The organism is Collinsella tanakaei (assembly GCF_021531055.1).
Taxonomy (GTDB): Bacteria; Actinomycetota; Coriobacteriia; order Coriobacteriales; family Coriobacteriaceae; genus Collinsella; species Collinsella tanakaei_B.
This window is the reverse complement of the sequence record NZ_JADYTL010000002.1, coordinates 69,273-95,929: the sequence shown is the minus strand read 5'-3', so window position 1 is coordinate 95,929 and position 26,657 is coordinate 69,273. Positions and strand designations below refer to the sequence as shown.

The window sequence follows — 26,657 nt, the reverse complement described above, 5'->3', positions numbered from 1 at the left end:
TCATATCTGAACAGATTGTCCAGATTGGGATGGAAGGGCCCATGTTGAGTCGTGCGAGTCACGTAAGGCCGCCATGCGGACGCCGGATCGTCCGCCGTTCGCCGCGTCATGACATCGGCAGATGGTCATAACCGATCGTTTTCGGCACAATGGCACCAGGTGCAACGAAAAGGCGATGTGTTGGGAGGGTTCATGGATACCGGTCTGGTCGCTATCGCCTTGGTCGTGATCGGGTTGGGCATGGGATCGTTGCTCGCCGGGGCACGTTACGTGGGTGAGGTGCGCCGCATCGCGCGCTTTCTGCGCGAGCGCGGCCCGCAGAGCAACATGCGCGTGACGGCGGGTGGCGCGCCGGGCGTCACGGATCTGGCGGACGCTATCAACACCGAGCTCGACCGCAGCGCGCAGGCGCATATCGAGGCGCTGCGACATCAGCAGGAGTTCCAACGTGACCTCTCGGCGCTTTCCCACGACATCCGCACGCCGCTCATGGGGGCTAAGGGTTATCTGCAGCTTGCGTGCGACGAGGCGGATGCCGTCCAGCGTGCGCGGCATCTGGACGCTGCGGCGGCGCGCATCGACGCCACGACGGAGCTGCTCGACCAGCTCTTCGCCTACACGAAGTCGACCGATCCGGACCTTGCGCTCACGCTGGAACCCGTGGCGCTCAAGCCCTTCGTGGAGGAGGTCTTGCTGGGGCAGTATCCGACCTTCGAGGAGCGAGGATGGGAGCCGCAGGTTATCTTCGAAGACACCGTTGCAGCCGTCGAGGCAGACCGCGACGCGCTCGCTCGCGTCCTCACGAATCTCGTGGTGAATGCCCTGAGGCACGGCTCGGCAGCCCCGAGGGTTTCGGCACGGCGCGAGGGCGATCGCGTTGAGCTGAGCGTTTCGAACGCTGTCGCGAATCCGGAGTCCATCGAAGCGGCGCGGCTGTTCGATCGCTTCTACCAGGCGGATGCGACACGAGGCGCTGCCGGCAGCGGTTTGGGGCTTGCGATCTGTGCGAACTTGGCCCGGGCCATGGGGATGGACATCGCGGCCGAGGTGAGGGACGGTATCCTTACCATCACGCTTGCCATGCGCGCGTCCCGGTAACGTCCGATAGCGCCTTTTCGGTGCCCGTTACCGGGGAAGCGACTCCATGAGAAACTCGTCGTCAACCTCGACGGTGAGCGAGACATAGCACTCGTCGCTTCCGTCCCAAGTGTCTTCGGCGCCGGCGACGAACATAAAACGCAGCTCGGCGTCATCGACGATAGCGGATTCGACGTCGTAGTGGTCGAGGGAGAAGCCCTCCTTCATGTCTGCCGCAATGAAGGCGTCCTCGAATTCCCGGGGCAGCTCGCCGGCGGTCACGAGTCCGGGGACAAGGGCCGCCGGTTCGGCCGCCTCAACCGCGCCGTGCATGAGCGCAAGGTCGCTTTCGATGCGTGCAAGGTTGTCGGCGGCGCTTGCCGCAGGGTCGAGGTCGATCGAGTACCAAACCTCGATGACGCGGCCAGCGTTGTCGACATCCACCCGCACGGAGCCGGTTTCGGTGCCCATCTCGTCGACGATATCGCCGGTGACGTAGTAGCTGACCTTTTCATGTTCGTCGGTAGGATCGGGCGCAAAGGTGTCGAGCCCGGCCTCCTCGAACGATGCCGCGATCGCGCGCGTCGTCTGGGCTGCGACCTCAGTCTGCCGCTGCATGGTCGCGGCACGTCCGATGTAATGGGGCACGTAGACGGCCGCGAGCAGGACGAGGGCTGCGGCAAGGACGACCCGGCGGAAGCGCTTGGGGTCGGGCAGCGGTATGCCGAGGGGCTCGGCGATCCTCCACGCGGCGCGCATGAGGCCGTCGGTGTCCTCGCGGAAGGTGAAGACCGATTGCGTTCCGCGCCGACCGATTTTCGCGCGGCGCTTGCCGTCGTCCAAGTCGTCGTCTTGGGCGACTTCCGTCTTGCGACGCCTTGCCGCCCGTGCCTTGCCGGTGACGGAGTTCCACGTTTTCCTGTTGAGGTCCACGCGGGAGGCGAGCAGGGCGTAGCACTTCACGAAGGTGAATGCGATCACGATGGCGAGCATGGCGATGAGCCCGACGAGGTACATGCCCGGATTGTGGAACACGAGGTCGTCGAGCATGCTGAGCAAGAGGAATTCGGCCATCACGACGATGATGTACCTGAAACCGCGTTGCGCGAGCGGCACCATGGCGTAGTACCACTGGATGAGCAGCCGCTCATTCCTCGTGACGTTTTCGTTCATGATGTCCCCCTTGCGCGAGCCGTCTTGTTTGCATGATAGCTGCGCTGCGGCGGTTCAGACGGCTTCGGTTGCAGCGATTCGGCATATGTACCGCCTTGCATCGCGCTCGGCTATGGGAAAATAGGGACAGGCACTTATTTCCCATGCGAGGGGGTTTCATGAACCAACCGACAGGACGCACGATCGCCCTGATCGCCCTTGCCGCTTTCGCGGTGTACCTCGGCATCTACTACTGGCCGAACATCGCCGGCTTCGTCGGGCTGATCGTGAGCGCGGTGGCGCCGCTCGTGCTCGGGCTCGTGCTCGCGTATCCGCTGAACATCCTCATGAGCTTCTACGAGCGGCATCTTCTGCCCGGAAACGACGGCCTCATCATATGCCGGCTGCGGCCGGCGATCAGCCTGATCGCGGCGTTGTTCACGCTCGTCGTCGTGGCCACGGCGGTGCTGTGGCTCGTGGTGCCCCAGCTCATCGATTGCGTGCGCCTGCTGATCGACGAGGTTCCCGTGGCGACCGTCACGCTGTTCGATTGGCTCGAGGAGAGCGACCTCATCACGCCCGATCTGGTGAACAGCGTGAACGCGTCGCTCGAGGCCTTCGATTGGAAGTCGCACGTGAGCGATCTTGCCGGCGCGGTCATGTCCGGTGTGGTCGGGGCGGTGTCGGGCGTGGTCTCCGGCACGGCGACGTTTTTCCTCGGGGTCATCTTCGCGCTTTTCGTGCTGCTCAACAAGGAGCGCCTTGCCGTCCAGCGCGACCTGATCATGGAGCGCTATCTGAGCGCCGACGTCCTCATGCGCGTCCGCTACGTGCTCGGGATCGCGGACGATTGCTTCCATCGATTCCTGGTGGGCCAGTGCACCGAGGCGGTCGTGCTCGGCGTGCTGTGCGCGGTGGGTATGTTCATCCTCGGGTTGCCGTATCCGCTCATGATCGGGGCGCTCACGGCGTTCATGGCGCTGATTCCCATCGTCGGCGCGCTCATCAGCGGAGCGATCGGCGCGTTTTTGATCCTGATGGTCTCGCCCGTGCAGGCGCTCATCTTCCTCATCTTCATCGTGGTGCTTCAGCAGCTCGAGGGCGACCTGATCTATCCGCATGTGGTGGGTTCGTCCATCCAGCTGCCGGGAATCTGGGTGCTCGCGGCGGTGACGGTCGGTGGCGGCGCATTCGGCATCGCAGGCATGTTCGTGGGCGTGCCGCTGGCCGCGGTCGCCTATCGCCTGCTGCGAAACGACGTGTACGGCACCGGGCCGTCCCGGTAGGGCGCCTCGGCGAGCCCGCACGTTGCGGGTATGATGACGATGGGGAAGGGGATGAGGCGAACACGTCCCCAACCAACCGATAGGCGAGGAGGTGCGACGTGCGCATCATCGTCGAGACGCATAGTCGCGTGCGCGCTCGCCTCCGCACGCGTCTTAAGCGTCGCGTGTCGCGTCTGCTGTGCCGGTTGGCCGGCGTGCCCGTCGCCGATCATGCCGGTGCCGTCACGTTTCGTCGGGTCTCGCGCGTCGGCGCCGTCGTGCGCAGCGTGGTTCCCCATCCGCTCATCGACAACCCCGAAGCTCGCGCCATGACGATCGGGCTGCTGATCGGCGCGCTGCACGTGGCATTCGCCGTCGTGAGCATCGTCGCCGGACTTTTCGCCCGTTCGATCTGGACGATCTCGGTGGGCGTCGTGATGGCCGTACTCAACATGTGCAAATCCTATCTTGCCTCCGGGGCGCTCATGAGCGTTGCCGCCGAGGACCGCCTCGAGACCATCGACTCGCTCAGGCGCTGCCGTCAAGTTGGCGTGGTGCTCGTGCTGGCGGTCATGGCCATGTCGGGTACAGTCGCGCGGCTCGTGCTGCAGGGGAGCGGGGCGGTCTATCCCGGCGCGCTCATCTACGGGTACGCGGGCTACGCCTTCGTCATGATCGTGCTCGCGATCGTCAACTTGGCGCGCGCCCGCAGGCTCGAGACGCTCGCGGTGAAAGGTGTCCGCGCCCTCAATTTGGCAAGCGCGCTGATCTCGATTTTCGCCTTACAGACGGTGCTGCTTTCGCGCGTGGCATGGGAGCGCCTTCCCGAGGGCATCTCGCGCGACGTCGTCGAGGGCTCGCTCGGCAGCTTGGTCTGCCTGTTCCTGCTGGTCATGGGCCTGTGGCTTGCACTGGCGGCGACCGGTCGTCTTGTCGAGCGCCGCGACGACGAGCTGCGTTTCCGCATCGGCCGTCGCCCGCGCTGACAAGATGGCACCGTGACAAGATGGGGCCGGGTTCATTCTTGTCGCGGCAGGTTGCCGGGAAGCGAGAGACAGGGGTCGCACCGCTTCGCTATGACGCATGCCTATCGGCAGCAAAAGAGGGTGGTAAAGTGGTGCCTCAGTGTGTCGTGATGGAAAGGGGTGGGGTCGATGACCGACCGCTTGTCCGACGGGAACCAACCTATACGCACGCCGCGCCGCGGTCTGGCGTTGTTCGCTATCCTCTGCATGACCTTCATGGAGGTGCTCGACGGTACCATCGTCAACGTGGCGTTGCCCACCATGCAGGCGGAACTCGGCGTCGAGGCGACCGAAATCCAGCTCGTGTCGAGTGCGTTTCTGGTGGTGACCTGCGCGTTTCTGCTCGTGTTCGGCAGACTGGGCGATATGGTCGGCAAGGCGCGCGTCTTTCAGGCGGGCGTCATGCTGTTCACGGCAGGCTCGGCGCTTTGCGCGCTGTCGTCGACGCTGCCCTTGCTCGTGGCGGCGCGTGCGGTGCAGGCGCTCGGCGTGGCATGCAGCCTCGCCAACAACCAGGGCATCATCACGGAGCTTTTCGCTGAACGCCGCGGACGCGCGCTGGGTCTCGTGGCAACGTTCACGGCACTCGGTGCCATGGCGGGCCCCACGGTCGGCGGCGTGCTGGTATCGATGTTCCCCTGGGAGTCGATTTTCGTGATCAACATCCCCATTGGCATCTTGTCGTTTGCGATCGGAGCGTTCGCGCTGCCCAACCGTCGACCCGTTGAGAAGCATGCGCTCGATGTGCCGGGAGCGCTGCTCGTCGTGCCCGCCATCCTGCTCGTGTTCGCCGCTATCACGTTTATGGAGGGCGGTGCCGGTCCGTTGGAGTTCGGCATGCTCGCGGGCGGGCTGGCGCTGGCCGCGGCATTCATCGCGGTGGAGCGTCGCGTGCCAGAGCCGCTCGTGCAGCTGCGGGTCTTTCACAACGCGAGTTTCGACATCGACCTCATCGCGATGGTGCTCGTGTTCTTGGGGCTCTCCGGCGTGACGATCATCATGCCGTTCTACCTGCAGAGCGCGCTTGGCCTCGAGCCCGGTGTGGCGGGCCTCGTGATGGCGTGCTATCCGCTTGTTAACGCGACGATCGGCACGCTCTCGGGCGCCCTGTCCGACAGGATCGGCTGCATCAAGCCGACGCTTGCCGGACAGGTCGTCTTCGCCCTTGGCCTGCTCGGGCTCTCGACGCTCGCGCTCGACACGCCGATTGCGCGGATCGTGCCCATGCTCATGTTCACCTCGCTTGGCAGCGCCATGTTTCAGAGTCCCAACAACTCGCTGATCATGGGTCATGCTGAACCCGAGATGCTCGGCTTCGTGGGGTCGCTCGGCAATCTCATGCGCTACCTGGGCCAGTCGCTCGGCATCACCATCTCCACGGGCGTGCTGTACGGAACCATGAGCGCCGAGGCGGGCTATCGCGTGTCGAGCTTCGTGGCGGACCGGCCCGAGCTCTTCATGCACGGCTTGGCGACGGTGTTCCACCTGCTGGCGGCACTCGTCGCCGTCGCGCTCGTCATCTCGCTCGTGCGCACCCTGGTGATAGACCGGAGGTGACAAGTTGGGGCCAGGTACGATCTTGTCGCGACAAGTTTGGACCTGGCCCCTTCTTGTCATTTAGCGGTAGGTGACGGTTTCCTCGAGCGGCTTGCGGCTGGCGTGGTTCGCGAGCGGGCCTGTGCCCTCGGCGGCAAAGCCCAGGTCGAGCAGCATGAGGATTTCTTCGTTTTCCGGCAGGCCGAGTTTCGCCTTGGCCTCGGCCGGGTCGAAGCGGTTGAGCCAGCAGCTGTCGACGCCCTCGTTCGTGGCGGCGAGGATCATGTGTGTCGCCACGATCGCCGCGTCCTCGAAGCCCGAATCGCGCTCGTCGCCCGGGTAGGTGTAGACGTTTTTCGTGTCGAAGGCCACGACGAGCACCGTCGGCGCGCCGTAGCGGCACGGGGTGAGCTCGTCGATGAGCGCGAGGTCGGCCTCGCTCTGCAGCACGTAGACGTGCTGCTCCTGCAGATTCTTGGCCGTGGGCGCCACGCGACCCGCCTCGAAGATTGCTGTGAGCTGCTCGGGCGTCACCTGACGCGCAGTGTCGTACTTCTTGCAGGAATACCGGTTCTTGATCACATCGCTGAATTCCATATGCGCTTCCTTTCTTTATGGGGGTGGCACTTCGATTGTAGCCAAAAGGGGGGCAGGTCACTTTTGGTCGTGTGCACATCGGATATGATGTGTTCCGAGTTGAAAGGGAGGGCACAGATGAATCGGTCATGGCAGGCAAAGCTCGCCTGCGTGTGGGGCGGCGAGCTCGTCTCGGTGCTTACGAGCTCCTTTTTGCAGATGGGCTTCATATGGCACATCACGCTTGCGACCAATTCCGCAAGCATGCTGTCGCTGGCTTCGCTTGCGGGCTTTCTGCCGCTGGCGCTGTTCGGTGCCTTCGCCGGTGCCATCGTGGATCGGTTGCCGCTCAAGCGGGTGCTCATCGGCGCTGACCTGTTCATCGCTGCGGTGAGCGCCATCGTGGCGCTCGTATCGATGACGGGCGCGTTGCCGGTTTGGGTAGTCATCGTGGCGCTGTTCTTCCGCGCCATTGGCAGCGCCTTCCACACACCGGCGTTCCAGGCGCTGACGCCGCTCGTGGCGCCGGCCGAGTACCTGACTCGCTTGGCGGGCGTCACGCAGGCGGTGCAGTCGGGCGGCTACATTCTGGGAGCGGCCATCGCGGCGGTCATCTACCCGCTGTGGGGCCTTACGGCCATGATTGCCCTCGATGTTGTCGGCGCGCTGTTCGCCACGGCGGCCGTGCTTGTAGCGCGGCTCGACGTGGGCGGGGCACAGACTCCGTCGGGGGAGGGACGTATCGGTATCGCAGCGCAGGTCCGTGCGCTCGTTGGCGAGGCAGCTGCCGGATATCGCGTGTTGCGCGGCTATCGGGGTCTGTTCGCGCTGCTGTGGTGCGGATTCGTGTTCACGCTCGTGTTCTCGCCCATTGCGGCGCTCTTCCCGCTCATGACGCTCGATCACTTCGGCGGCACCACGACCGATGCCGCGACGGCCGAGATCGTGTTCTCGGTGGGCATGATTGCTGGCTCGGCGCTGCTCGCCTCGACGGGCGGCTTCAAGAACCGCGCGCTCACCGTGGTGGCAGCCACGTCCCTCTACGGCGTGGCGACGTTCGTGGCGGGCATACTCGGTGCAAATGGCTACCTACTGATTTTGGCGATGAGCTTCCTTATGGGTCTGAGCTCGCCGTTTTATTCCGGCCCGCAGACCGCCCTCATGCAGGAGAAGATCCCTCCCGAGTACCTGGGTCGCGTGTTCGGTCTGTACGGCGCCATCATGTCGTGGGCGATGCCCGTGGGACTTACGGTCTCGTCGCTGTTCGCCGATGCCGTGGGCGCGCCGGCCTGGTTTGCGGGCGCGGGCATCGCCATGGCGCTGCTCGCTATGGCGACTTGGGCGATCCCCAGCATCCGCACGATTGAAGAGTAACCGACAAGATGGGGCCGGGCTCAATCTTGTCGCATCCTGTTGTTGAAAGAAGCAGGTCTATGCTGTGTATCGTTGAGATCGAAGCGGTCGATCGTACGTCCGAGCTTGTGGAGGCGCTCGTCGCGGTATGGGAGGGATCCGTCCGCGCGACGCACGACTTTTTGCCGGAGGGCGAGGTCGAGCGCATCGGCGCGATGGTCCCGCAGGCCATTGCCGGTGTGCCCACGCTGCTCGTGTGCACGCGCGATGACGAGCCGGTCGGGTTCCTCGGCATGGACGGCTCCTTTATCGAGATGCTCTTCGTCTCCGCTGCGTGCTGCGGACAGGGCATCGGCCGCAGTCTGATTGAGCGTGCGGTTGCCGGCTACGGGGCGACCGAGGTCTCCGTTAACGAGCAGAACCCGCAGGCAGTCGGGTTCTACGAGCGCATGGGCTTTACGACCTACCGCCGCACCGACACCGACGGCGAGGGTGCGCCGTACCCGCTGCTGTTCATGCGCCGGTAGCGACGGGATCGAACCCGACAAGATCGAACCTGACCCCATCTTGTCGCGACAAGATCGAACCCGGCCCCATCTTGTCGGCCATAAGGAGTGGATATGGGATTACAGAAACACGGAGGTACGGGCGCGGAAGAAGCCGTGCCCGCTGACTCGTATACCGACTTCAACGCACGGATCATCGACCAGTGGATTGAAGACGGCTGGCAGTGGGGAACGCCCATCTCGCACGAGCGCTACGAGGCGGCACTCGCGGGTGACTGGTCCATGCTGCTCACAGCGACGCGCGAGGTGCCGCGCAGCTGGTTTTTCCCTGACATGCGCGGCAAGCGCGTGCTCGGCCTCGCGGCGGGCGGCGGTCAGCAGATGCCGATTTTCGCCGCGATGGGCGCTGCATGCACGGTGCTCGACTACTCCGAGAAGCAGATCGCCTCGGAGCGGGCGATGGCGGAGCGCGAGGGCTATGAGATTCGCTGCGTACGCGCCGATATGACGCGTCCGCTGCCGTTCGAGGACGGAGAGTTCGACCTGATCTTCCACCCGGTCTCCAACTGCTACATCGAGGAGGTCCTGCCGGTCTGGCGCGAGTGCTTCCGCGTGCTGGCGCCGGGAGGACGCCTGCTCGCCGGCCTCGACAACGGCTTCAACTACGTGGTGGATGATGACGAGGAGCGCATCGTGCGCGCTCTGCCGTTCAATCCGCTGCGCAGCCCCTCGCTCATTCCTGAGGGCGAGCTCGCCGAGTGGGGCATGCAGTTCTCGCACACGCTCGACGAGCAGATTCGCGGGCAGATCCAGGCGGGCTTCCGCCTGCTCGACCTGTACGAGGACACGAACGGCGAGGGCAGGCTGCATGAGCTCGACATCCCCACCTTCTGGGCCACCTGCGCCGAGAAGTAACGGGAAATAAGTGCCTGTCCCCATTTTCCCAGGCGGGAAAATGGGGACAGGCACTTATTTTCCCACCCGACCGGACAAGATGGTGCCAGGTACAATCTTGTCGGACTCGATCTTGTCGGAGGATGACGATGTCCTATTGCGATTGGGATAGATCGAGCGAGATCACGCGCCGTTACCACGACGAGGAGTGGGGCGTGCCGCTGCACGACGACGTCGGGCAGTTCGAATTCCTCTCGCTCGAGGTCATGCAGTGCGGGCTCAACTGGAACATGATGATGCAGAAGCGCGAGATTCTGCGCGGGTGCTTCGACGGCTTCGATTACGAACGCGTAGCGGCGTACGGCGAGGGCGACATCGAGCGCATCCTGGCGACGCCGGGGATGATTCGGTCGCGCCGCAAGGTCGAGGCCATCATCGACAACGCGCGGCGCTTTCTCGAGGTGCGCGAGCAGTTCGGCAGCTTCTCGGCCTACCTGTGGGGCTTTTCGGATAATAAGACGATCCTCTACCACAAACACGCCCAGGGTTACATTCCGGTGAGCAACGGGCTTTCGGCGAAGATCTCGAAAGATCTCAAGCGCCGCGGCTTCAAGTACCTGGGGCCGGTGGTCGTCTACTCGCACCTGCAAGCCTGCGGCATCATCAACGACCACGCCGAGGACTGCCCGCGCTACCGGCAGATCAGCGACGCGAACCCGACGGTCACGCGCCGTCGCTACCTTGAGCGCGATATCCACTACTACGGCTAGCGGGAGAATGGGGACAGCCGCTATTCTCCCTTTCGATCAAGCCCGACAAGTTTGTACCCGGCCCCATCTTGTCGCTAGTACAGGGTGGCACCGCCCAGCTGCTGGGTCTTCACGAGGTCGTTCAAGAGCCAGCTTACGGTATCGATATCGAAGTGGTCGAAGATCTTGGGGAAGCTGGGGTCCTCCAGCGCGGCGATGGCGGCCATGTCGTCTGCGTCGAGTTCGAAGTCGAAGAGGTCGATGTTTTCCGCCATCCGCTCGGCGTGCACGGTCTTGGGGATGACGATCACATCCTGCTGCAGCAGCGAGCGCAGCACGACCTGTGCAGGCGTCTTGCCGTGCTTGGCGGCGATGCCGGCGAGCGCCTCGTTCGTGAAGATGCCGTTTTGCCCCTCGGCGAACGGTGCCCAGGCCTCGTGCGCCACGCCGAGCCGCTCCATCAGCTCATGCGCCTCGCGTTGCGGGCGGAACGGGTGTGTCTCGATCTGGTTCACCGCGGGCGGCACCGCGGCGAGCGCGCAGAGGTCCACGAGGCGCTCCGGGTAGCAGTTGGACACGCCGACCGCGCGGATCTTGCCGGCGCGGTAGGCGTCCTCCATCGCGCGGTAGGCGCCCGGATAGTCGCCCATCATCTGATGGAGCAGCATGAGGTCGATGTAGTCGGTGTCGAGCTTGGCGAGCGTCTCGTCGATCGAGGCGGCGGCGCGCTCGTAGTTCATGTTCGACACCCAGATCTTGGATGTGATGAAGATCTCGTCGCGCGGGACGTCGCTGGCCGCCACCGCGGCACCGACGCCCTCCTCGTTGCCGTAGGCCTGTGCGGTGTCGATCAGGCGGTACCCGGCATCAAGCGCCTGCGCCACGCAGCGCTCGGTGTCCTCCGGCGGCGTCTGGTACACGCCGAAGCCGAGCACGGGCATCTTCACGCCGTTGTTGAGGGTCTTGTAGAGCATGGGTGATCCTTTCTTCCTGAAACGGGGCCGCGTATCGTACGGGCGCCGCTACTCGCCGTCCGGTCGCATCGGCGAGCGGGGGCCGGACGTCGCCTGCTTGCTGTAGTCGTTGACCGTCAGCACGAACGCGGGCGGTTTCTCAGGCACCTCGTAGTAGGGGCGCTGCGGCAGGGCACCGATGCGTGCCATTTCGGCCTCGCTCAGCTCGAAGTCGAAGATGTCGAGGTTCTCGGCCATGTGCGCGGGGTTGAGCGTCTTGGGGAAGGTGACGTTGCCCTCCTGGTAGCTCCAACGTAGGACGATCTGCGCGGGCGTCTTGCCATGTGCAGCGGCGAGTTCGGCAAAGACGGGCTCGGCGAGCAGGGCGGCGTCGCCGTGGCCGAGGGGGTACCAGCCCTCGTACACCATGTCGGAAAGCCCGCTCTCGGCCATCGCCGCCTTGAGCTCGTGCTGGTTCCAGTAGGGGTTGATCTCGACCTGCAGTACCGCGGGCTTGATGGTCGCGACCTCGAGGATCTCGTCGATCTTGTGCACCGGGAAGTTAGAGAGGCCGATGGCGCGAACCTTGCCGGCGGCGACTGCCTCCTCCATGGCGCGCCAGCCCGAGACGTAGTCGCCATAGGGCTGGTGGAAGAGCAGCAGGTCGACGTAGTCGAGGCCCAAGCGCGCGAGCGTGGCGTCGATGTCGGCGGCGCACTGCTCGTACGGGTAACTCTGCGGGAAGAGTTTCGTGGTCACGAACAGCTCCTCGCGCGAAATGCCGCAGCCGCGGATGACCTCGCCCACGGCGACCTCGTTGAAGTAGGCGTTCGCCGTATCGATGTGGCGGTAGCCGAGTTCGAGCGCCTGGGGCAGATACTCGCGCACCTCCTCGGAGCTCATCATATAGACGCCGAAGCCCATGGCGGGAATCGCACGTCCGTTTGCGAGGGCAAAGGTGGGAACTGATGCAGCCATATGCGGTATTCCTTTCTGCGCGGTATTGCTTACAATGCAAGTGTCCTGCACATTCGTTGAGAAGTACAATGCATAGTGGCGCTATTTATATGCGTTAAACGCATAAATAACACATGACTGAGCAGGCGACTTGAAGGAGGGGGCGCAATGGAGCTTGAGCAGATGCGACAGCTCGAGGCGATCGAGCGCCTAGGCACCATGTCCGCCGCGGCCGAGGAGCTGCATATATCGCAACCGGCGCTCAGCCGCTCCATCCAGCGGCTCGAGACGGAACTCGGCTGCTCGCTGTTCGAGCGCGAGGGCAGGCGCGTCGTGCTGAACGACGTCGGCCGTGTTGCCGTGGATTGGGCACGCGAGCTGTTGCGCGACGAGCGCCTTATGCGCGAAGCGGTGGCGGCTACGGCCCAGCGCGCGCACGCCCTGCGCGTGGCGTCGGTGGCGCCGGCGCCCGTGTGGCGCTTGACGGGGCTTATGGTCGAGCGCTTTCCGCGCGAGACGCTTACCTCGGAGATCGTCGACGAGGACGCAGTGCGGCGCGGCGTGGTGGAGGGGGCTTTCGACTTCGGCATCGTGCTCGACCCGCCACATCGGCCGGGTCTTGTATCGTGCGAGCTCATGCGCGAGAACCTCTCGGTGACGCTGCCTCCGAACCACCCGCTCGCGGCGCGCCGCCAGGTGACCTTCGCCGACCTTGCCGGCGAGACTTTCCTCATCATGACCGAGATCGGATTTTGGCGCGATATCGTCGACCGCGAAATTCCGGACGCCACCTACATCGAGCAGCGCGACCGCGTGGTCTTCACGCAGCTCTCCTATTCGACGCCATATTGCACGTTCATCACCGACGCCCCCTTTCAAAGCGATCCGGTGCCCGGTCGTGCCGTCGTGCCCATCGTGGACGAAGGCGCCCATGCCGTGTTCCACCTTGTCGCTCGCGCCGACGCGGCGGACATCGCCGCGCGCCTGTTCTCCTGGGTCCAGTCCAGCTAAGGGAAAATGGGGACAGGCACCGGGAAAATGGGGACAGGCACCGGGAAAATGGGGACAGGCACTTTTTTCCCACTTGGTTTGGGAAAAAAGTGCCTGTCCCCATTTTCCCAAACCTGCGGCGATCTCATCGCAAGGGCCGTTGCGCCGAATCGGTGTTAAGGTGTCGATAGCAGATCGATCTACAAGGAGGTCCGACATGGCAGAGCAACAGGGTGTCGAGCGGCAGGGGAGCGCGGGCACGCCGGATGTGGCGTATACGGTTGATGCCGAGCGTCGGTTGCCCCTGCCTGACGCGGCGAGCGCGGACATGGTGTGGGAGTGCGCAGGCGAGCATATCGACTACACTGCCACCGCGGGCTATATCGATGTCCGCACGGACACGGGCGCTCTCATGGGCAAGATGTTCTCGCTGGCATACGTGGCAAAGCGACCTCAGGACGCCGCGGTCCGCCCGGTCACCTTTTGCTACAACGGCGGTCCGGGCAGTGCGTCGGTCCCCATCAACGTGGGCGGCATCGGGCCTCGTCGCGTCGTGACCGACGGTCTGGACCATCTGCCTGCAACGCCCCGTGTCGAGGACAACCCTGCGACGCTGCTGCGCCAAAGCGACCTGGTGTTCCTCGACGCGCTTGGCACTGGCTACTCGGTGATCGCCGAGGATACCCACGCGCAGGACATGTGGAGCGTCGACGGCGATGCCGACACGTTCGCACGGGCGATCGCGGCGTGGCTGACCGATAACGGCCGTTGGGGCGATCCGGTCTATCTGTTCGGCGAGTCCTACGGTACGGTCCGCAACGCCGTGCTCATGCGCGTACTTGCCGAACGCTTCATACCGGTCACCGGTGTCATCATGCTCTCGTCGGTGTTCGACTGGGTCCAGAAGATGCCCGGCTCCGACTTGGGTTTCATGGGGCTGTTTCCTACCTACGCGGCGACCGCGCGCCACTTCGGCAAGGCGGGCGAAGGCACGGACGAGGCCTCATGGTTCGACGAGGCGATGGACTTCTCCGAGCGCGTGTACGGACCGGCGCTGCTGCGCGGCGACCGCCTGACGCCGGAGGAGAAAACCTCCTTGGCGGCGGAGATGTCGCAGCGCATCGGGCTTTCGGCGGAAATCATCGAGCGCAACAACCTGCGTATCGATCTTGACACGTTCCGCCGCACGCTGCTGGCGGACGAGGGGCTCGTCACGGGCCGCTTCGACACGCGCTTCACCACGCATGCGCCCTGTACGTCGCTGGGTGGGACCACGCCGATCATGAGCGACGCCTCCTCCGATGCCGTGGAGCCGGCGTGGAACGCGGCGTTCCGTCGGCATCTGCAGGAAATCGGGTTCGCGGGCGCGCCGATCTACCCGCTGAGCAACTTCCCCAAGATCGGCATCACGTGGGATCGCTCGCATGCGGCCCCGGACTCGGGCATGAGGGCGGCCGCGCCCAACGTTGCCTATGACATCGCCGCGGCGCTCAAGCACAACCCGACCATGCGCATGCTGGTGATCGGCGGCCGCTACGACGCCGCCACACCGTATTGGAACGTGGTGCGCGACCTGTCGTGCCTGTTTTTGCCGGAAGAGCTCAAGCGGCGCGTGGAGCTCAAGCTCTACAGCTGCGGCCATATGGCGTACGTCGACGAGCCGACGCTCGAGGTCCTCGGTCGCGACCTCGCCGCGTTCGTGCGATAGCCTCGCCCAGCGGGCGCTTCGACAGGTTTGCGACAAGATTGAACACGGCCCCAACTTGTCGCAGCCGACAAGTTTGTACCTGGCACCATCTTGTCGGTGGTATGATGGGCGGGCCCATCGCGGCTGCCCTGTCCGCCGCGATAGCGTCCGGCGTTGCACGTCGAGGAGGCGCGTTTCCAGGCGCGTGGATCTGTCCGCGCTCTCCTGGGAGGTTTCGCGTGCGCCCTCAAGTCGCAACCGACGCTCGTCACCCCAACAAATGGGTGGTTCCCCTCACCGTCGTGCCATGACGTTCATGTCCACGCTCGACAGCAGCATCGTCAACATCGCGTTGCCCGTCATGCAGCGCGAGCTTGCGGCGACGGCCGCCGGTATCCAATGGGTGTCGACCGTCTACCTGCTGGTCTGCTGTGCCACGGTGCTCATCTTCGGGCGTATGGGCGACACGTTCGGCAAGGTGCGTCTGTTTCAGGCCGGCGTGGCGCTCTTTACCGCGGGCTCTGCGCTGTGCGGTCTCTCCTCGACCCTGCCTGCCCTCGTCGCGGCACGTTGTCCGATCGTATCGGCAGCGCGCTGCCATGCTGCGTGGGCCTGGTGATCTATGCGGTGGGCATCGCATGTACCGGATACCTGCCGACGACGGCACCGCTTGCCGTCATCGTGGGCGGCATGCTCGTCATGGCGGTCGGGACCGGCCTGTTCCAGTCGCCCAACAACTCGCTCGTCATGGGCTCGGTCGGACGCGAGCACCTGGGCTTTGCCGGCAGCGTGGTGTCGCTCGTGCGCTACCTGGGGATATCCGTGGGCGTGACCGGCGGCACGGCGTTGCTGTACGGCCACATGAGCGCACTCGCGGGTCGTCCGATCGCCTCCTATGCGCAGGGCGGGGCGGAGCTATTCGGTCAGGGCTTCGCGTTCGCGTTCTCCGTGTTCGCCGCGCTGTCGCTTGCCGGCGCCGTCCTCACGGTCCTCGCCGCCCGCGTGGGAAAATAGTGCCTGTCCCCAATTTCCCACGGGGAAATGGGGACAGGCACTATTTTCCCACGGCGAGCTCCGAACGGGGCGGACCCGCGGTTTTCGCGTGAGGGATTCGCGCGCGGCGGTGCTTGCGGCTACAATACCCACGGTCAATCGCACGCAAGGGGGATATCCATGCCAAGCATCGCCGACGAGATCGCTTCGCGTCGCACCTTCGCCATCATCTCGCACCCGGACGCGGGTAAAACCACGCTCACCGAGAAGCTCCTGCTCTACACCGGCACCATCCAGTCCGCCGGGTCGGTCAAGGGCAAGAGCAGCTCCAAGCACGCGGTGTCCGACTGGATGGACATCGAAAAGCAGCGCGGCATCTCCGTTACCTCCTCGGTGCTGCAGTTCACCTACGGCGGCTGCTGCGTGAACATCCTCGACACCCCGGGCCACCAGGACTTCTCCGAGGACACCTACCGCACGCTCATGGCCGCCGACGCCGCGGTCATGGTCATCGACGGCGCCAAGGGCGTCGAGGCGCAGACCGTCAAGCTGTTCCGCGTATGCGCGCTTCGCGGCATCCCCATCTTCACCTTCGTGAACAAGCTCGACCGCGAGATCCGCGATCCCTTCGAGCTCATGGAGGAGATCGAGAACGTGCTGGGCATCGGCACGTGCCCCATGAACTGGCCGATCGGCTCGGGTCGCAACTTCCGCGGCGTCTTCGACCGCGCGAGCCGCCACGTGCTCGCCTTCGAGGGCGACGGCCGCGCCAACGCCTCCAAGAAGGTGAACGAGATCGAGGCGGAGCTGGGCGACGCCGCCTTGGACGAGCTCATCGGCGCCGAGAACCACCGCAACCTCATGGACGACATCGAGCTGCTCGACGGCGCCGCCGACGAGTTCGACCTCGCGGCTGTGCGCGCAGGCAAGCTGTCCCCGGTGTTCTTCGGGTCGGCGCTCACCAACTTCGGCGTCGAGCCCTTCCTCAAGGACTTCCTGCGCCTCGCGCCCGCGCCGTCCGCCCACACCGATGCGCTCACGGGCGAGCCCGTGGAGCCGACCGATGACTTCTCCGGCTTCGTCTTCAAGATCCAGGCCAACATGGACCGCAACCACCGCGACCGCATCGCCTTCCTGCGCATCTGCTCGGGCAAGTTCGAGCGCGGCATGGACGCCTTCCACGTGCAGGGCAACCGCAAGATCAAGCTCGCGACCGGCACCGCCATGATGGCCGACGACCGCGCTACGGTGGACGAGGCCTTCGCCGGCGACATCGTGGGCCTGTTCGATCCGGGCATCTTCTCCATCGGCGATACCGTCTGCAGCGGCAGGAAGCGCGTGCAGTTCTCCGGTATCCCGACGTTCGCGCCCGAGCACTTCGCGCGTGTGTCCCAGGTTGACACCATGAAGCGCAAGCAGTTCGTGAAGGGCATGGAGGAGCTCGCCCAAGAGGGTGCCATCCAGATCTTCCGCGAGCTCGGCGCCGGCATGGAAAGCGTCATCGTGGGCGTGGTGGGCACGCTGCAGTTCGACGTGCTCGAGCAGCGCCTCAAAAGCGAGTACCGCGTGGAGGTGCGCCGCCAGCCGCTCGGCTACACGGATATCCGCTGGGTCGCCAACGAGCCGGGCGAGGTGGATGTGGCGGCCCTCAACCTCACGCGCGACACCCTGCGCGTCGAGGACATGCGCGGCGGCAAGCTCCTGCTGTTCACGAGCCCGTGGAACGTCGACTGGGCGACCGACCACAACCCGACGCTCAAGCTGTCGGAGTTCGGCAACGTGACGTTCTAGGTGCCAGCCTGTTCCACCGTTTCGCCATACAAAGAACGCCGCCGGACCCGCGATGGGTCCGGCGGCGTATTCATAAGGCGCGCAAGCCGCGATGTTTACTGGATGAGCATCGCATCGCCGAAGCTGAAGAAGCGGTAGCGCTGCGAGACGGCCTCGGCGTAGGCGTCCATGATCTGGTCGCGCGTGGCGAAGGCCGAGACGAGCATCATGAGCGTGGAGCGCGGCACGTGGAAGTTCGTGATGAGGGCGTCGACCACGTGGTAGGTCGAGCCGGGCATCAGGTAGAGGTTCGTGGTCGCGTCGGCGCGCACGCAGATGTCGCCGCGGCGCAAGGTGTCGGCGCCGTCCGTGCGGCCCTCGAAGTAGCGTGCGCACACAGGCGGGTTCGCCGCGGGCGCGTCGGCATCGAAAGCGCTTTCGAGCGAGCGGACCGCCGTGGTGCCCACCGCGATGACGCGATGGCCGGATGCCTTGGCCTCGTGCACGGCGTCGACGACCTCGGCCGGCACGTGGTAGCGCTCGGTGTGCATGACGTGCTGCGTGGGGTCGTCCTCCTCCACGAGGCGGAACGTGTCGATACCGACCTCGAGTTCGACGGCGACGAAGCGCGCGCCTTTGGCCTCGATGCGCTCCATGAGCTCGGGCGTGAAGTGCAGGCCCGCCGTCGGTGCCGCGGCGGAGTGCTCCTCCTTCATGGCGTAGACGGTCTGGTACTTCTCAGGGTCGCCTGCGTAATCGGTGATGTAGGGCGGCAGGGGGACATGGCCCGCGGCATGGATCGCCTCGTCGAGCGTGCGGGACTCGCCCGTCGGGCCCTCGCCTGCCGGCGTGAAGCGCACGAGACGGCCGCCGCGGCTCTCGGGCACGAAATCGGTGACCTCGCCGGTCAGCACGACCGGCGACGATTCGGGCGCATGCGCGCCGCCCGCGCGGTACTCGATGACCGCGCCGGGTTTCAGGCGCTTGCCGGGGTTGACCAGGCATTCCCATACGTGTCCGAGAGGATCGATGTCCTCGCGGCGACGCAGCAGCAGCGTCTCGGCGACGCCGCCCGTCTTGGCCTTGCGGCCGATGAGGCGTGCGGGCATGACGCGGGTCTTGTTGATGACGAGCACGTCGCCCGGCTCGATGTAGTCGATGATGTCGCGGAAGATCTTGTGCTCGACGGTGCCGCCGTGCGCAAGCGCGACGCGTCCGTCGCCCTCGTGTGCCGTGCCGCGGCGGTCGAGCACGAGCAGGCGGCAGCTGTCGCGCGGCTCGGCGGGAGCCTGGGCGATGAGTTCCTCGGGGAGGTTGTAATCGAAATCGTCGGTGCGCATGGATATCCTCTTTCGCCAGCCGCGATGCGCGGCGAACGTGCAACGTCGTCTATCCTAGCGCAAGAGACTCGCGCGCGGCCGACCCCGACACCATCATCACGTACGCGACGGTCGATGGGCCGACGTGAAATAACGGCAGGCACCGTCTCACCGCTGGCGTGCGGCGTGAAAAAACGTCGGACGTAATTTCACCGAACTGTATAAAACGGGGGTGGATGGGCATATATAGCAATGAAAAGACAGGCAGTCGCAACGAGGAAGCGACCGAGGTAAGGAGGCGAGTCCAATGGGCACAGAGCAGATAGCGGAAGCCTTTGGGATCGGCTCCGAGGTATCCGAGGTCCGCTAGGTTTTCCGGTGGCGCCCGGTCAGAGCGCAAGGTTTCCCGACGATATGTCGGATGGGACCGATGAAGGGACCGCAGGGCCGCCCAAAGGCACGTATAGTCCCCATTCCTCCGGTAGAGGATCGAAGGTGAGTCCACCCTAATAGAGAGCAAGAGGGCGACCTCGCAGGGATGCGGGGTCGCCCTTCGTGTGTGCCCGGCGTGCGGCGCCGGGCACCTCCTTTGCCGTGGCGGCGCCTTACGCGAGCAGCGCGGCCTTCTCCGGGTGCTTCTCGAACCAGGAGACGGCGTAGCTGCACGTGGGGTGCGCGCGGCGCCCCGTCTCCTCAAGCTCCTCGGCTACGTGCTCGAGCAGCTTGCCGGCGATGCCCTGGCCGCGCAGCGACGTGTCGACGAACGTATGGTTGATCTCGACGATATCGCCGTCGAGCACCGGGAACGTGACCTCTGCCAGCACGCGTCCCTGCGCGTCGACGTACTGGACCGCGTTCGAGTGGATCTCGATCTGAGGGTTATCCATAGCCTGCCAACCTTTCCAAAAGCTGTCGGTCACACCGTTGTACCCTGTCGGCACGGCTCCTCCGGTGCCGGCGTGATACGGTAACGTGCTCGAAACAGGCGAGCGGTCGGCTGTTGCGGGCAAGCGTGGTTGCCGTCATAATCGCCGTTATCCCTTTTATTTCCGGTATGCCGAGGAGCCGCCCATGTCGATGAAGTTCAAGCGCCTGCTGCCCATCCCCAAGGAGATCCGCGAGGAGATGCCGCTTTCGCCTTCGATGGCGGAAAAGAAGGCCGCGTTCGACGCGCAGGTCGCCGACGTGCTCACCGGCAAGGATTCCCGGCGTTTGCTTATCATCGGGCCGTGCTCGGCCGACCGCGAGGACTCGGTGCTCGAGTACGCCTCGCGCCTGGCCGCGCTTGCCGAGCGCGTGCGCGACCGGTTCGTCATCGTCCCGCGCGTCTACACCAACAAGCCGCGCACGAAGGGTACCGGCTACAAGGGCCTGCTGCACAATCCCGACCCCGAGGGTGCGCCCAACCTGCTCGAGGGCGTCAAGGCCATCCGCCGCATGCACCTGCGCGTGGTGGAGGAGACCGGCATGTTCACGGCCGACGAGATGCTCTATCCCTCCAACTACCAGTACCTCATCGACCTGCTCGCCTACATCGCGGTCGGCGCCCGCTCGGTCGAGAATCAGGAGCACCGCCTCGTGGCGTCCGGCGTTCCCATGCCCGTGGGCATGAAGAACCCCACCGGCGGTTCGACCGACGTGATGCTCAACTCCATCTATGCCGCCCAGCAGCCGCAGACCTTCCTGTTCCGCAACTGGGAGGTCGAGACCACGGGCAACAAGCTCGCCCATGCGGTGCTGCGCGGCTACATCGGCGAGGACGGGCTCAACTACCCGAATTACCACTACGAGTACCTGGAGCGCCTGGCGACCAAGTACACCGAGGCCGATTTCGTGAACCCCGCGGCGATCATCGACTGCAACCACGATAACTCCGGCAAGCGTCCGCTCGAGCAGATCCGCATCATGAAGGAGGTGCTCGACTCCTGCCGCCGCTCGCCGGCGATCGGCCAGCTCGTGCGCGGCTTCATGGTCGAGAGCTACCTGGAGGACGGCAACCAGCCGGTGGACGGTGGCGTGTACGGCAAGTCCATCACCGACGCGTGCCTTGGCTGGGAGAAGACCGAACGTCTGGTGCTCGAGATCGCCGACCGCGTATAGCGCGGGCTGCGTTCGCCCATGTGCCGCAACGTGCGCGAGGAGCCGCTTGATATGTCCATGGACGATGCGGAGCCGTTTGCGTCAGAGGCGAGCCGGCGCGCTGCTCGCGGCATGTGCATGGCTCGATTCCTACTTTGCCGCCGTGCCGCCGCTCCCGCTACCCGCGCTCCATCTGATGGGCACGCCGTTCCAGCGGCGCGTGTGGCGGCTTCTGCTTGAGATCCCCTATGGTCGCACGACGACGTACGGTGCGCTCGCGCGCGAATACGAGCGCCGCTTCGGTTCGCGCACCTCGGCGCGGGCAGTCGGTGGTGCCATCGGACGTAATCCCATATCGATTATCGTGCCCTGCCACCGCGTGCTGGGTACAGATGGCTCGATCGCGGGATACGCCGGTGGGGTGAAGCGCAAACGGGCGTTATTGGCGCTCGAGGGCGCCGGGCGTTAGACGCATCGCCTTCGGACCGCGCGAATCCGGTCCGATTTTGGCGTGTATACGTCTAGGGCGCGATTTTTCGGTGCGATCTTCCCATCGGCGGTAGAACGCTGTCGTTTTCCCAGTTGGTTCCTGCGACGTTGTTCACGGGTATCGGAGCGGTGGGGAAGGGAGACCGAAAAATCGCGCCCTAGAACGGTGCCGTCCGTTCGGAATCGGCTGCGCGGCGATTTCTATTCACAATCCCTGAGAAAATACCTGTTGCGCGAACTAATCTATCCACATGCGGAAAAGCGCTGTCGAATCGCCCGTCGCGGCGCGGGCAGCCGTACAATGATGTGCGCCAAAACGTCTGCGAAAGGGTCCGCCATGCTCACGATCGGTTGCCATCTGTCCACGTCCAAGGGGTTCGCCGCCATGGGCGAGACGGCCCTTTCCATCGGCGCGAACACGTTCGCCTTCTTCACGCGCAATCCGCGAGGTGGCAACGCCAAAGCGATCGATCTCGACGATGTGGCGGCCTTGCAGCGCATTTTAGACGACCATGCGTTCGGCCCGCTCGTCGCCCATGCGCCCTACACGTACAACCCCTGCTCGGCAAAGGAGCGTGCACGCGAGTTCGCGCTCGAGGCCATGGCCGACGACCTGCAACGTATGGAGGTGCTGCCGGGCAACTACTACAACTTCCATCCCGGCGCACATGTGGGTCAGGGGGCGGAGCGCGGCATCGAGCTCATCGTCGACACCCTGTGCCACGTGATGTTCGAGGGGCAGCGCACGACCGTGCTGCTCGAGACGATGGCGGGTAAGGGGACCGAGGTCGGCCGCTCGTTCGAGGAACTTGCGGCGATCATCGACGGCGTCGCCCACCGTGCGCCGCAACTTGCCGACCACCTGGGCGTGTGCCTGGATACCTGCCATGTGAGCGATGCAGGCTACGACGTCATCGACGACGTGGACGGCGTTCTCGACGAGCTCGATCGCGTCATAGGGCTGGAGCGGCTCCACGCCGTGCACATCAACGATTCCAAGAATCCGCGCGGCGCCCACAAGGATCGCCACGCCAAGATCGGGGAGGGCTACCTGGGGGCGCCCGAGCTCGGCGGCAGCCCCGAGGTGCTTGCGCGCATCGTGTCGCACCCTGCCCTGCGCGACCTGCCGTTCATCTTGGAGACACCCAACGAGCTGCCGGGATACGCGGAGGAGATCAAGCTCCTTCGCTCCCTCCAGGTGGGAAATTAGTGCCTGTCCCTATTTTCCCTAGTCGAGGAGCCCCAGGTTTTCCTTGGCGGTGAGGATGCGCATCACGCTTTCGTCGATACGCTCCTCGGACAGGGTTCCCGCGCTCACGGCCTCCAGGACACCGTCGTAGGCGAGCTGGAGGTCTTCCGGCATGAGGAGCATGTCGCCACCGGCGGCGAAGAACTGCACGGCCGCCTCATCCGCGGTGTAGTTCTGCGTGATGGCGCCCATGGCGAACGAGTCGGAGATGATGGTCCCCTCGAAACCGAGATCGCCGCGCAGCACATCCCCGATCATGGTCGGGGAGAGCGAAGCGGGCAGTCCGTCCGCCGCGAAGTTCGGCGTCTCGATATGGCCGACCATGACGAGGGGTACACCGGCGTCGATGGCGGCACGGAACGGCTCGAACTCGCAGGATTCGATCTCCTCTCGCGTGCGCTCGGTGTAGACGGCGCCGGTATGGGAATCGCCGGCGGTGTCCCCGTGGCCGGGGAAATGCTTGACGCACGGCGCCACGCCGGTCTCGTGCATGGCCTCGACCTCGGCCGCCACCATCTGCGCGACAAGGTCGGGGTCGCTGCCGAAGGAACGCTCGCCGATCACGGGGTTGTCGGGGTTCGTGAGCACGTCGGCATCGGGTGCGAAGTCGAGGTTGAAACCGATGTCGGCAAGGTAGGTGCCGATCGTCTCGCCGACCTCGGCCGCCTTCGAGGTGTCCTGGGTCGCACCGATCTCGATCATGCTCGGGAACGACGGCACGTCGAAGTATCCCGAGTTGGCGACGCGCGCGACGAGCGGACCGCCCTCCTCGTCGACCGACAAAAACGGTGGGATGCCGGCACCTGCGGCGCAAGCGTGCTCGTAGGTTGCGCTCAGCATGTCACGAAGCTGCTGCTCGCCGATGATGTTCTGGCCGAAATACGCCAAGCCGCCCACAGGGATGTTCGCCAGTGCCGCCGCGGTCGTGTCCCCGGCGGCAACCGCCTGATCGATGCCGGTGAGCCCTTCGGGCGTCACGCAGAACAGCTGTGCCACCTTCTGCTCGAGCGTCATCGTCGCCAGGAGGCTTTCGACACGGGACGGCTCCTCCTCGGCCTGCTGTCCCGGCTTGTCGAATATCTCGGGCAGCTCGATGCCCAACAGCGGTTCCGAACCATCGGACGAAGATGCGCCGCATGCGCTCAGCCCCAGCGCCACGGCGGCGGTTCCGGCGGCGAGGACGCCGCGGCGGGTGATGGGTTTGCTCGTTGCTGACATGCTGACTCCCAGGTTCTGCGATTCGAGTACGGTTGTGCCTTAGCATCCCATGTGCACCCACCCGATGGCAAGTCCTTCAACCGTTGTATGTCGATTTGTTACTTAAACAGGTGCGTTTTTCGGTCGTGGATGGGTCGCGCGTCCGACCGCGTAGCCGCGCCTTGACAGGCCGAGCGCACCTAAAACGACGAGGGCCCGCATCGGCGGGCCCTCGAGATCAGCAGGTTGTCGCCGGCAGGCGCCTACAGGGCGCTGCGGTAGATGGCGCGGGCGTCGTCGAGCGTCAGCTTCTTAAAGGAGCCGAACAGCTCGCCGCGGTTGATGGTGAGGCCGGGCATGAGCTTCTCGATATCGTCCTCGGTCATGCCGAACTCGGACAGCGTGCGCGGCATTCCGAGCGAGACGAAAAAGTCCTGCAGCTCGTCGATGGTGGCCTCGACCGCATCCTCGACGGCGCGCTCGGGGGTGATCTCCTCGTCGATATCGGACAGGTCGTCGACCTCGGGGTCGACCGGCTCGATGCCGAAAACCTGGCTGCCGAACTCCAAGAAGCGCTCGGGGTGCTCGCGCCACACATAGCGCATCCATGCGGGGAAGATCACCGCCAAGCCGGCGCCGTGCGTGATGGTCGTGTCGAACGCGGACAGCTCGTGCTCCAGGCCATGGCAGGTCCAGTCGCCGTCACGGCCGCCCGGCACGCCCATGCCGAGGCCGGCCAGGCCGTTGTGGGCGAGCGTTCCCACCCACATGATGTTGGCGCGCGCGTCGTAGTCCTCGGGGTTCTCCATCACGCGCGGGGCGGCCTCGATCACCGCGCGGATCATGCCGCACGCGATGTTGTCGGTGACGGGGACCGCGGGCTGGCCCGAGAAGAAGCGCTCCATGATGTGGGCGATCATGTCGGTGACACCGGCGGCCGTCTGGTACGGGGGAAGCGTGAACGTGAGCTCGGGGTCCATGATGGCGAGCACGGGACGGTTGAGGTCGGTGTTGAGGCCGCACTTGAGGTGTTCCTCGTCGTTGCTGATCACGCACGAGTTGGACGCCTCGGAACCCGACGCGGGGATGGTGACCACGCAGGCGAGCGGCAGGCGGTCGGTCGGCGTGGCGCGCTTGCGCCAGAAATCCCACGCGTCGCCGTCGTATACCGCGCCGAGCGCGATGGCCTTCGCGGCGTCCATGGCCGAACCGCCACCGACGGGCACGATGACATCGGCGTCGAATTCGCGGGCGAGCGCGATGCCCTCGCGCACCGAGGCCATCTCGGGGTTGGGGCGCACGCCGCCGAGCTCGGTGTGGGCCACGCCCGCCGCGTCGAGCGACGCCTTGACGCGGTCGAGGGTGCCCGTGCGGACCACGGAGCCCTGGCCGTAAACGATCAGGGCGCGCTTCCATCCAAGGGCCGCGATCTCCTCGCCGGTGCGGTCGGTGACGCCGCGACCGAAGACGAAGCGCGTGGGGGAGTAGAACTTGAAATCGTTCACAAGGATTCCTTTCGCTTACATGGCGGCGGGCCCGGTGCCCATGCCGCCATCGACCTTAGTATCCGAGGCTCTCGCCGATGAGGATGACCTTGATGCGCCCCTCGTGACGCGAATGGCGCGTGACGACCATCTGGCAGCACATGCAGCGCTCGCTATGGCACTCGGAGCATACACCCGCGACCTCGCAGGGCGTGTTCGTATGGAGACGTGCGGCGTTGAGCGGGCAGGCTATGGTGCGAACGCGCTTGAAGCCGGCGTCGACATCGGCGACGAGCTTGTTCATGCCCACGAGGACGATGACGTGCTCGGGTCCATGGAGGAGCAGCGACAGGCGGTCGGAGTTGCCGTCGATGTTCACGAGCTCGCCGTCGACGGTGAGCGCGTTCGCGCTCATGAAGAACCAATCTGCCGAGGTGCGGTCGCGCCACATCTCGCGCTTCTCCTCGGGCGTGGTCGCCGTCGTGCGGTCGATCATGCGCCAGTTGCCCTGCTCGAGTGCGGCTTTCACGCCGGTCTCGGTGAAGGTGGAGGTGCCGCCCCAGGTGATGGAGTCGCCTTCCGGGATCATGCTGCGCACGAGCTCGACGGCTTCCTCGGAGGTCTCGCAGTAATAGCCCTCCATATTGCGACGCTTGAGGTTCTTGATGACGGTCGCCGCGGTGGTGCGGTACGAGGCGTGCTTGGTGTCTTCCATGGGTTCCCCTCTCTTTCGCGCGTGCATCGAGTCGATTGTACCCCCGATGGGCGGACGGGATGCCCAAAGCGATGGACCGCGTATCGTGGCTCCTCGACGAGATTCGCCCTGCCGCGTCGAGGCGACAGGGCGAATCTCAATTCCCGATGCTATTCGTATCGTGCCAAGCTGGCGTACCGTCGGGGAGCACGCCGGTTTTCGCGGCGTGCCGAGAGCCGGTTACGCCAGGGAGGCCCCCAGGTCGTTGCAGGCGGAGATGGCCTCATCGTCGGGCTCGTTGTTGGCGATGACGGTTCCGGCGATAGAGGCGCCGGCCTCCTCCGCGTCGTCCTTCCACGTATCCATCCATTCGCCCGTGCCCCAGTCGTAGGAGCCGAACAGGGCGATCGTCTTGCCGCTAAGTTCCGGCTTGACGTCGTCCCACATCGGCTGGAACTCGTCGCCCTCGAGTTCCTCGTCACCCATGGCGGGGCAGCCGAACGCGATGGCGTCGTAGCCGGCAACGCCATCCGCACCGAAATCGGAAGCCTGCACGATGTCGACCTCGGCGTTCTTGGCGCTCGCACCGTCGGCGACGGCTTGCGCCATCGCCTCGGTGTTGCCGGTTCCGCTCCAAAAGACGACTGCGATCTTGCTCATGTA

26 protein-coding genes are annotated in these 26,657 nt (G+C 65.1%); 16 read left to right on the top strand and 10 right to left on the bottom strand.

Translation table 11 applies throughout. From position 1 onward, the window contains the following. Positions 1 to 192 precede the first annotated feature (192 nt). Entirely contained in the window at positions 193 to 1,098 is a 906-nt protein-coding gene (locus I6E04_RS02520; protein ID WP_235421597.1) for a sensor histidine kinase, read from the top strand. Positions 1,099 to 1,125: 27 nt separating this feature from the next. On the opposite strand, the gene I6E04_RS02515 is transcribed toward I6E04_RS02520, so the two are convergent. After that, the gene (locus I6E04_RS02515; protein WP_235421596.1) at positions 1,126 to 2,250 is read right to left on the bottom strand and encodes a hypothetical protein; all 1,125 of its coding nucleotides are present in this window, start codon (positions 2,248 to 2,250) and stop codon (positions 1,126 to 1,128) included. Between the two features lie 158 nt (positions 2,251 to 2,408). Between I6E04_RS02515 and I6E04_RS02510 the strand changes: the two genes are divergently transcribed. The 3 genes from I6E04_RS02510 (at position 2,409) to I6E04_RS02500 (ending at position 6,076) form a co-directional block, all read left to right on the top strand. Beyond that, complete coding sequence (locus tag I6E04_RS02510) at positions 2,409 to 3,515, top strand: AI-2E family transporter (RefSeq protein ID WP_235421595.1); 1,107 nt, start codon at positions 2,409 to 2,411, stop codon at positions 3,513 to 3,515. Positions 3,516 to 3,613: 98 nt separating this feature from the next. After that, on the top strand, positions 3,614 to 4,480 hold the full coding sequence (locus I6E04_RS02505) for a hypothetical protein (RefSeq protein ID WP_235421594.1): 867 nt from the start codon (positions 3,614 to 3,616) through the stop codon (positions 4,478 to 4,480). Between the two features lie 168 nt (positions 4,481 to 4,648). Next, on the top strand, positions 4,649 to 6,076 hold the full coding sequence (locus I6E04_RS02500; protein ID WP_235421593.1) for an MFS transporter: 1,428 nt from the start codon (positions 4,649 to 4,651) through the stop codon (positions 6,074 to 6,076). Positions 6,077 to 6,136: 60 nt separating this feature from the next. Here I6E04_RS02500 and I6E04_RS02495 read toward each other — a convergent pair whose 3' ends face one another. Continuing rightward, positions 6,137 to 6,652 (bottom strand): nitroreductase family protein, encoded by a 516-nt coding sequence (locus tag I6E04_RS02495; RefSeq protein ID WP_235421592.1) that lies wholly within the window; start codon positions 6,650 to 6,652, stop codon positions 6,137 to 6,139. A gap of 117 nt (positions 6,653 to 6,769) precedes the next feature. Here I6E04_RS02495 and I6E04_RS02490 point away from each other — a divergent pair, with 117 nt between their 5' ends. The 4 genes from I6E04_RS02490 to I6E04_RS02475 all read left to right on the top strand — a co-directional run bounded on the left by I6E04_RS02490 (position 6,770) and on the right by I6E04_RS02475 (position 10,154). Next, positions 6,770 to 8,005 carry an MFS transporter gene (locus tag I6E04_RS02490; RefSeq protein ID WP_235421591.1) on the top strand — a complete coding sequence of 412 codons (1,236 nt, stop codon included), beginning with the start codon at positions 6,770 to 6,772 and terminating at the stop codon, positions 8,003 to 8,005. A 59-nt stretch (positions 8,006 to 8,064) separates the two neighbouring features. Beyond that, the gene (locus I6E04_RS02485; RefSeq protein WP_235421590.1) at positions 8,065 to 8,511 is read left to right on the top strand and encodes a GNAT family N-acetyltransferase; all 447 of its coding nucleotides are present in this window, start codon (positions 8,065 to 8,067) and stop codon (positions 8,509 to 8,511) included. Positions 8,512 to 8,604: 93 nt separating this feature from the next. Continuing rightward, a complete protein-coding gene (locus I6E04_RS02480) occupies positions 8,605 to 9,405 on the top strand; it encodes a class I SAM-dependent methyltransferase (RefSeq protein ID WP_235421589.1) in 801 nt (266 codons plus the stop codon). A gap of 128 nt (positions 9,406 to 9,533) precedes the next feature. Beyond that, a complete protein-coding gene (locus I6E04_RS02475) occupies positions 9,534 to 10,154 on the top strand; it encodes a DNA-3-methyladenine glycosylase I (protein WP_235421588.1) in 621 nt (206 codons plus the stop codon). A 74-nt stretch (positions 10,155 to 10,228) separates the two neighbouring features. Here I6E04_RS02475 and I6E04_RS02470 read toward each other — a convergent pair whose 3' ends face one another. Both I6E04_RS02470 and I6E04_RS02465 read right to left on the bottom strand, forming a co-directional pair. Then, entirely contained in the window at positions 10,229 to 11,107 is an 879-nt protein-coding gene (locus I6E04_RS02470; protein ID WP_235421587.1) for an aldo/keto reductase, read from the bottom strand. Positions 11,108 to 11,155: 48 nt separating this feature from the next. Beyond that, positions 11,156 to 12,064, bottom strand: coding sequence for an aldo/keto reductase (locus I6E04_RS02465; protein WP_235421586.1), 909 nt, complete (start codon positions 12,062 to 12,064; stop codon positions 11,156 to 11,158). 147 nt (positions 12,065 to 12,211) lie between these two features. Between I6E04_RS02465 and I6E04_RS02460 the strand changes: the two genes are divergently transcribed. From I6E04_RS02460 to I6E04_RS02440, 5 genes are all read left to right on the top strand, one after another. Continuing rightward, on the top strand, positions 12,212 to 13,054 hold the full coding sequence (locus I6E04_RS02460; RefSeq protein ID WP_235421585.1) for a LysR family transcriptional regulator: 843 nt from the start codon (positions 12,212 to 12,214) through the stop codon (positions 13,052 to 13,054). 196 nt (positions 13,055 to 13,250) lie between these two features. Beyond that, positions 13,251 to 14,741 (top strand): S10 family peptidase, encoded by a 1,491-nt coding sequence (locus tag I6E04_RS02455; RefSeq protein ID WP_235421584.1) that lies wholly within the window; start codon positions 13,251 to 13,253, stop codon positions 14,739 to 14,741. Positions 14,742 to 15,027: 286 nt separating this feature from the next. After that, positions 15,028 to 15,339, top strand: a complete 312-nt coding sequence (locus I6E04_RS02450) for an MFS transporter (protein WP_235421583.1) — start codon at positions 15,028 to 15,030, stop codon at positions 15,337 to 15,339. Further along, the gene (locus tag I6E04_RS02445) at positions 15,291 to 15,734 is read left to right on the top strand and encodes a hypothetical protein (RefSeq protein ID WP_235421582.1); all 444 of its coding nucleotides are present in this window, start codon (positions 15,291 to 15,293) and stop codon (positions 15,732 to 15,734) included. Before I6E04_RS02450 ends, I6E04_RS02445 begins: the two co-directional genes overlap by 49 nt. A gap of 159 nt (positions 15,735 to 15,893) precedes the next feature. Beyond that, the gene (locus I6E04_RS02440) at positions 15,894 to 17,504 is read left to right on the top strand and encodes a peptide chain release factor 3 (protein ID WP_235421581.1); all 1,611 of its coding nucleotides are present in this window, start codon (positions 15,894 to 15,896) and stop codon (positions 17,502 to 17,504) included. Positions 17,505 to 17,599: 95 nt separating this feature from the next. On the opposite strand, the gene queA is transcribed toward I6E04_RS02440, so the two are convergent. Further along, the gene (gene queA, locus I6E04_RS02435) at positions 17,600 to 18,823 is read right to left on the bottom strand and encodes a tRNA preQ1(34) S-adenosylmethionine ribosyltransferase-isomerase QueA (RefSeq protein ID WP_235421580.1); all 1,224 of its coding nucleotides are present in this window, start codon (positions 18,821 to 18,823) and stop codon (positions 17,600 to 17,602) included. Between the two features lie 584 nt (positions 18,824 to 19,407). Further along, entirely contained in the window at positions 19,408 to 19,689 is a 282-nt protein-coding gene (locus tag I6E04_RS02430; RefSeq protein ID WP_235421579.1) for a GNAT family N-acetyltransferase, read from the bottom strand. A 184-nt stretch (positions 19,690 to 19,873) separates the two neighbouring features. Here I6E04_RS02430 and I6E04_RS02425 point away from each other — a divergent pair, with 184 nt between their 5' ends. The 3 genes from I6E04_RS02425 (at position 19,874) to I6E04_RS02415 (ending at position 22,580) form a co-directional block, all read left to right on the top strand. Beyond that, a complete protein-coding gene (locus tag I6E04_RS02425) occupies positions 19,874 to 20,902 on the top strand; it encodes a 3-deoxy-7-phosphoheptulonate synthase (protein ID WP_235421578.1) in 1,029 nt (342 codons plus the stop codon). Positions 20,903 to 20,978: 76 nt separating this feature from the next. After that, positions 20,979 to 21,350, top strand: coding sequence for a methylated-DNA--[protein]-cysteine S-methyltransferase (locus I6E04_RS02420; protein ID WP_328225332.1), 372 nt, complete (start codon positions 20,979 to 20,981; stop codon positions 21,348 to 21,350). 357 nt (positions 21,351 to 21,707) lie between these two features. Beyond that, positions 21,708 to 22,580, top strand: a complete 873-nt coding sequence (locus I6E04_RS02415; protein ID WP_235421577.1) for a deoxyribonuclease IV — start codon at positions 21,708 to 21,710, stop codon at positions 22,578 to 22,580. Positions 22,581 to 22,598: 18 nt separating this feature from the next. On the opposite strand, the gene I6E04_RS02410 is transcribed toward I6E04_RS02415, so the two are convergent. The 4 genes from I6E04_RS02410 to I6E04_RS02395 form a co-directional block, all read right to left on the bottom strand. Then, positions 22,599 to 23,837 carry a glycoside hydrolase family 3 protein gene (locus I6E04_RS02410; RefSeq protein WP_235421576.1) on the bottom strand — a complete coding sequence of 413 codons (1,239 nt, stop codon included), beginning with the start codon at positions 23,835 to 23,837 and terminating at the stop codon, positions 22,599 to 22,601. Positions 23,838 to 24,079: 242 nt separating this feature from the next. Next, on the bottom strand, positions 24,080 to 25,321 hold the full coding sequence (locus tag I6E04_RS02405) for an iron-containing alcohol dehydrogenase (protein WP_235421575.1): 1,242 nt from the start codon (positions 25,319 to 25,321) through the stop codon (positions 24,080 to 24,082). A 55-nt stretch (positions 25,322 to 25,376) separates the two neighbouring features. After that, a complete protein-coding gene (locus I6E04_RS02400; protein WP_235421574.1) occupies positions 25,377 to 26,015 on the bottom strand; it encodes a lactate utilization protein in 639 nt (212 codons plus the stop codon). A 219-nt stretch (positions 26,016 to 26,234) separates the two neighbouring features. After that, positions 26,235 to 26,654 (bottom strand): flavodoxin, encoded by a 420-nt coding sequence (locus tag I6E04_RS02395; RefSeq protein ID WP_235421573.1) that lies wholly within the window; start codon positions 26,652 to 26,654, stop codon positions 26,235 to 26,237. Between the last annotated feature and the right edge of the window lie 3 nt (positions 26,655 to 26,657).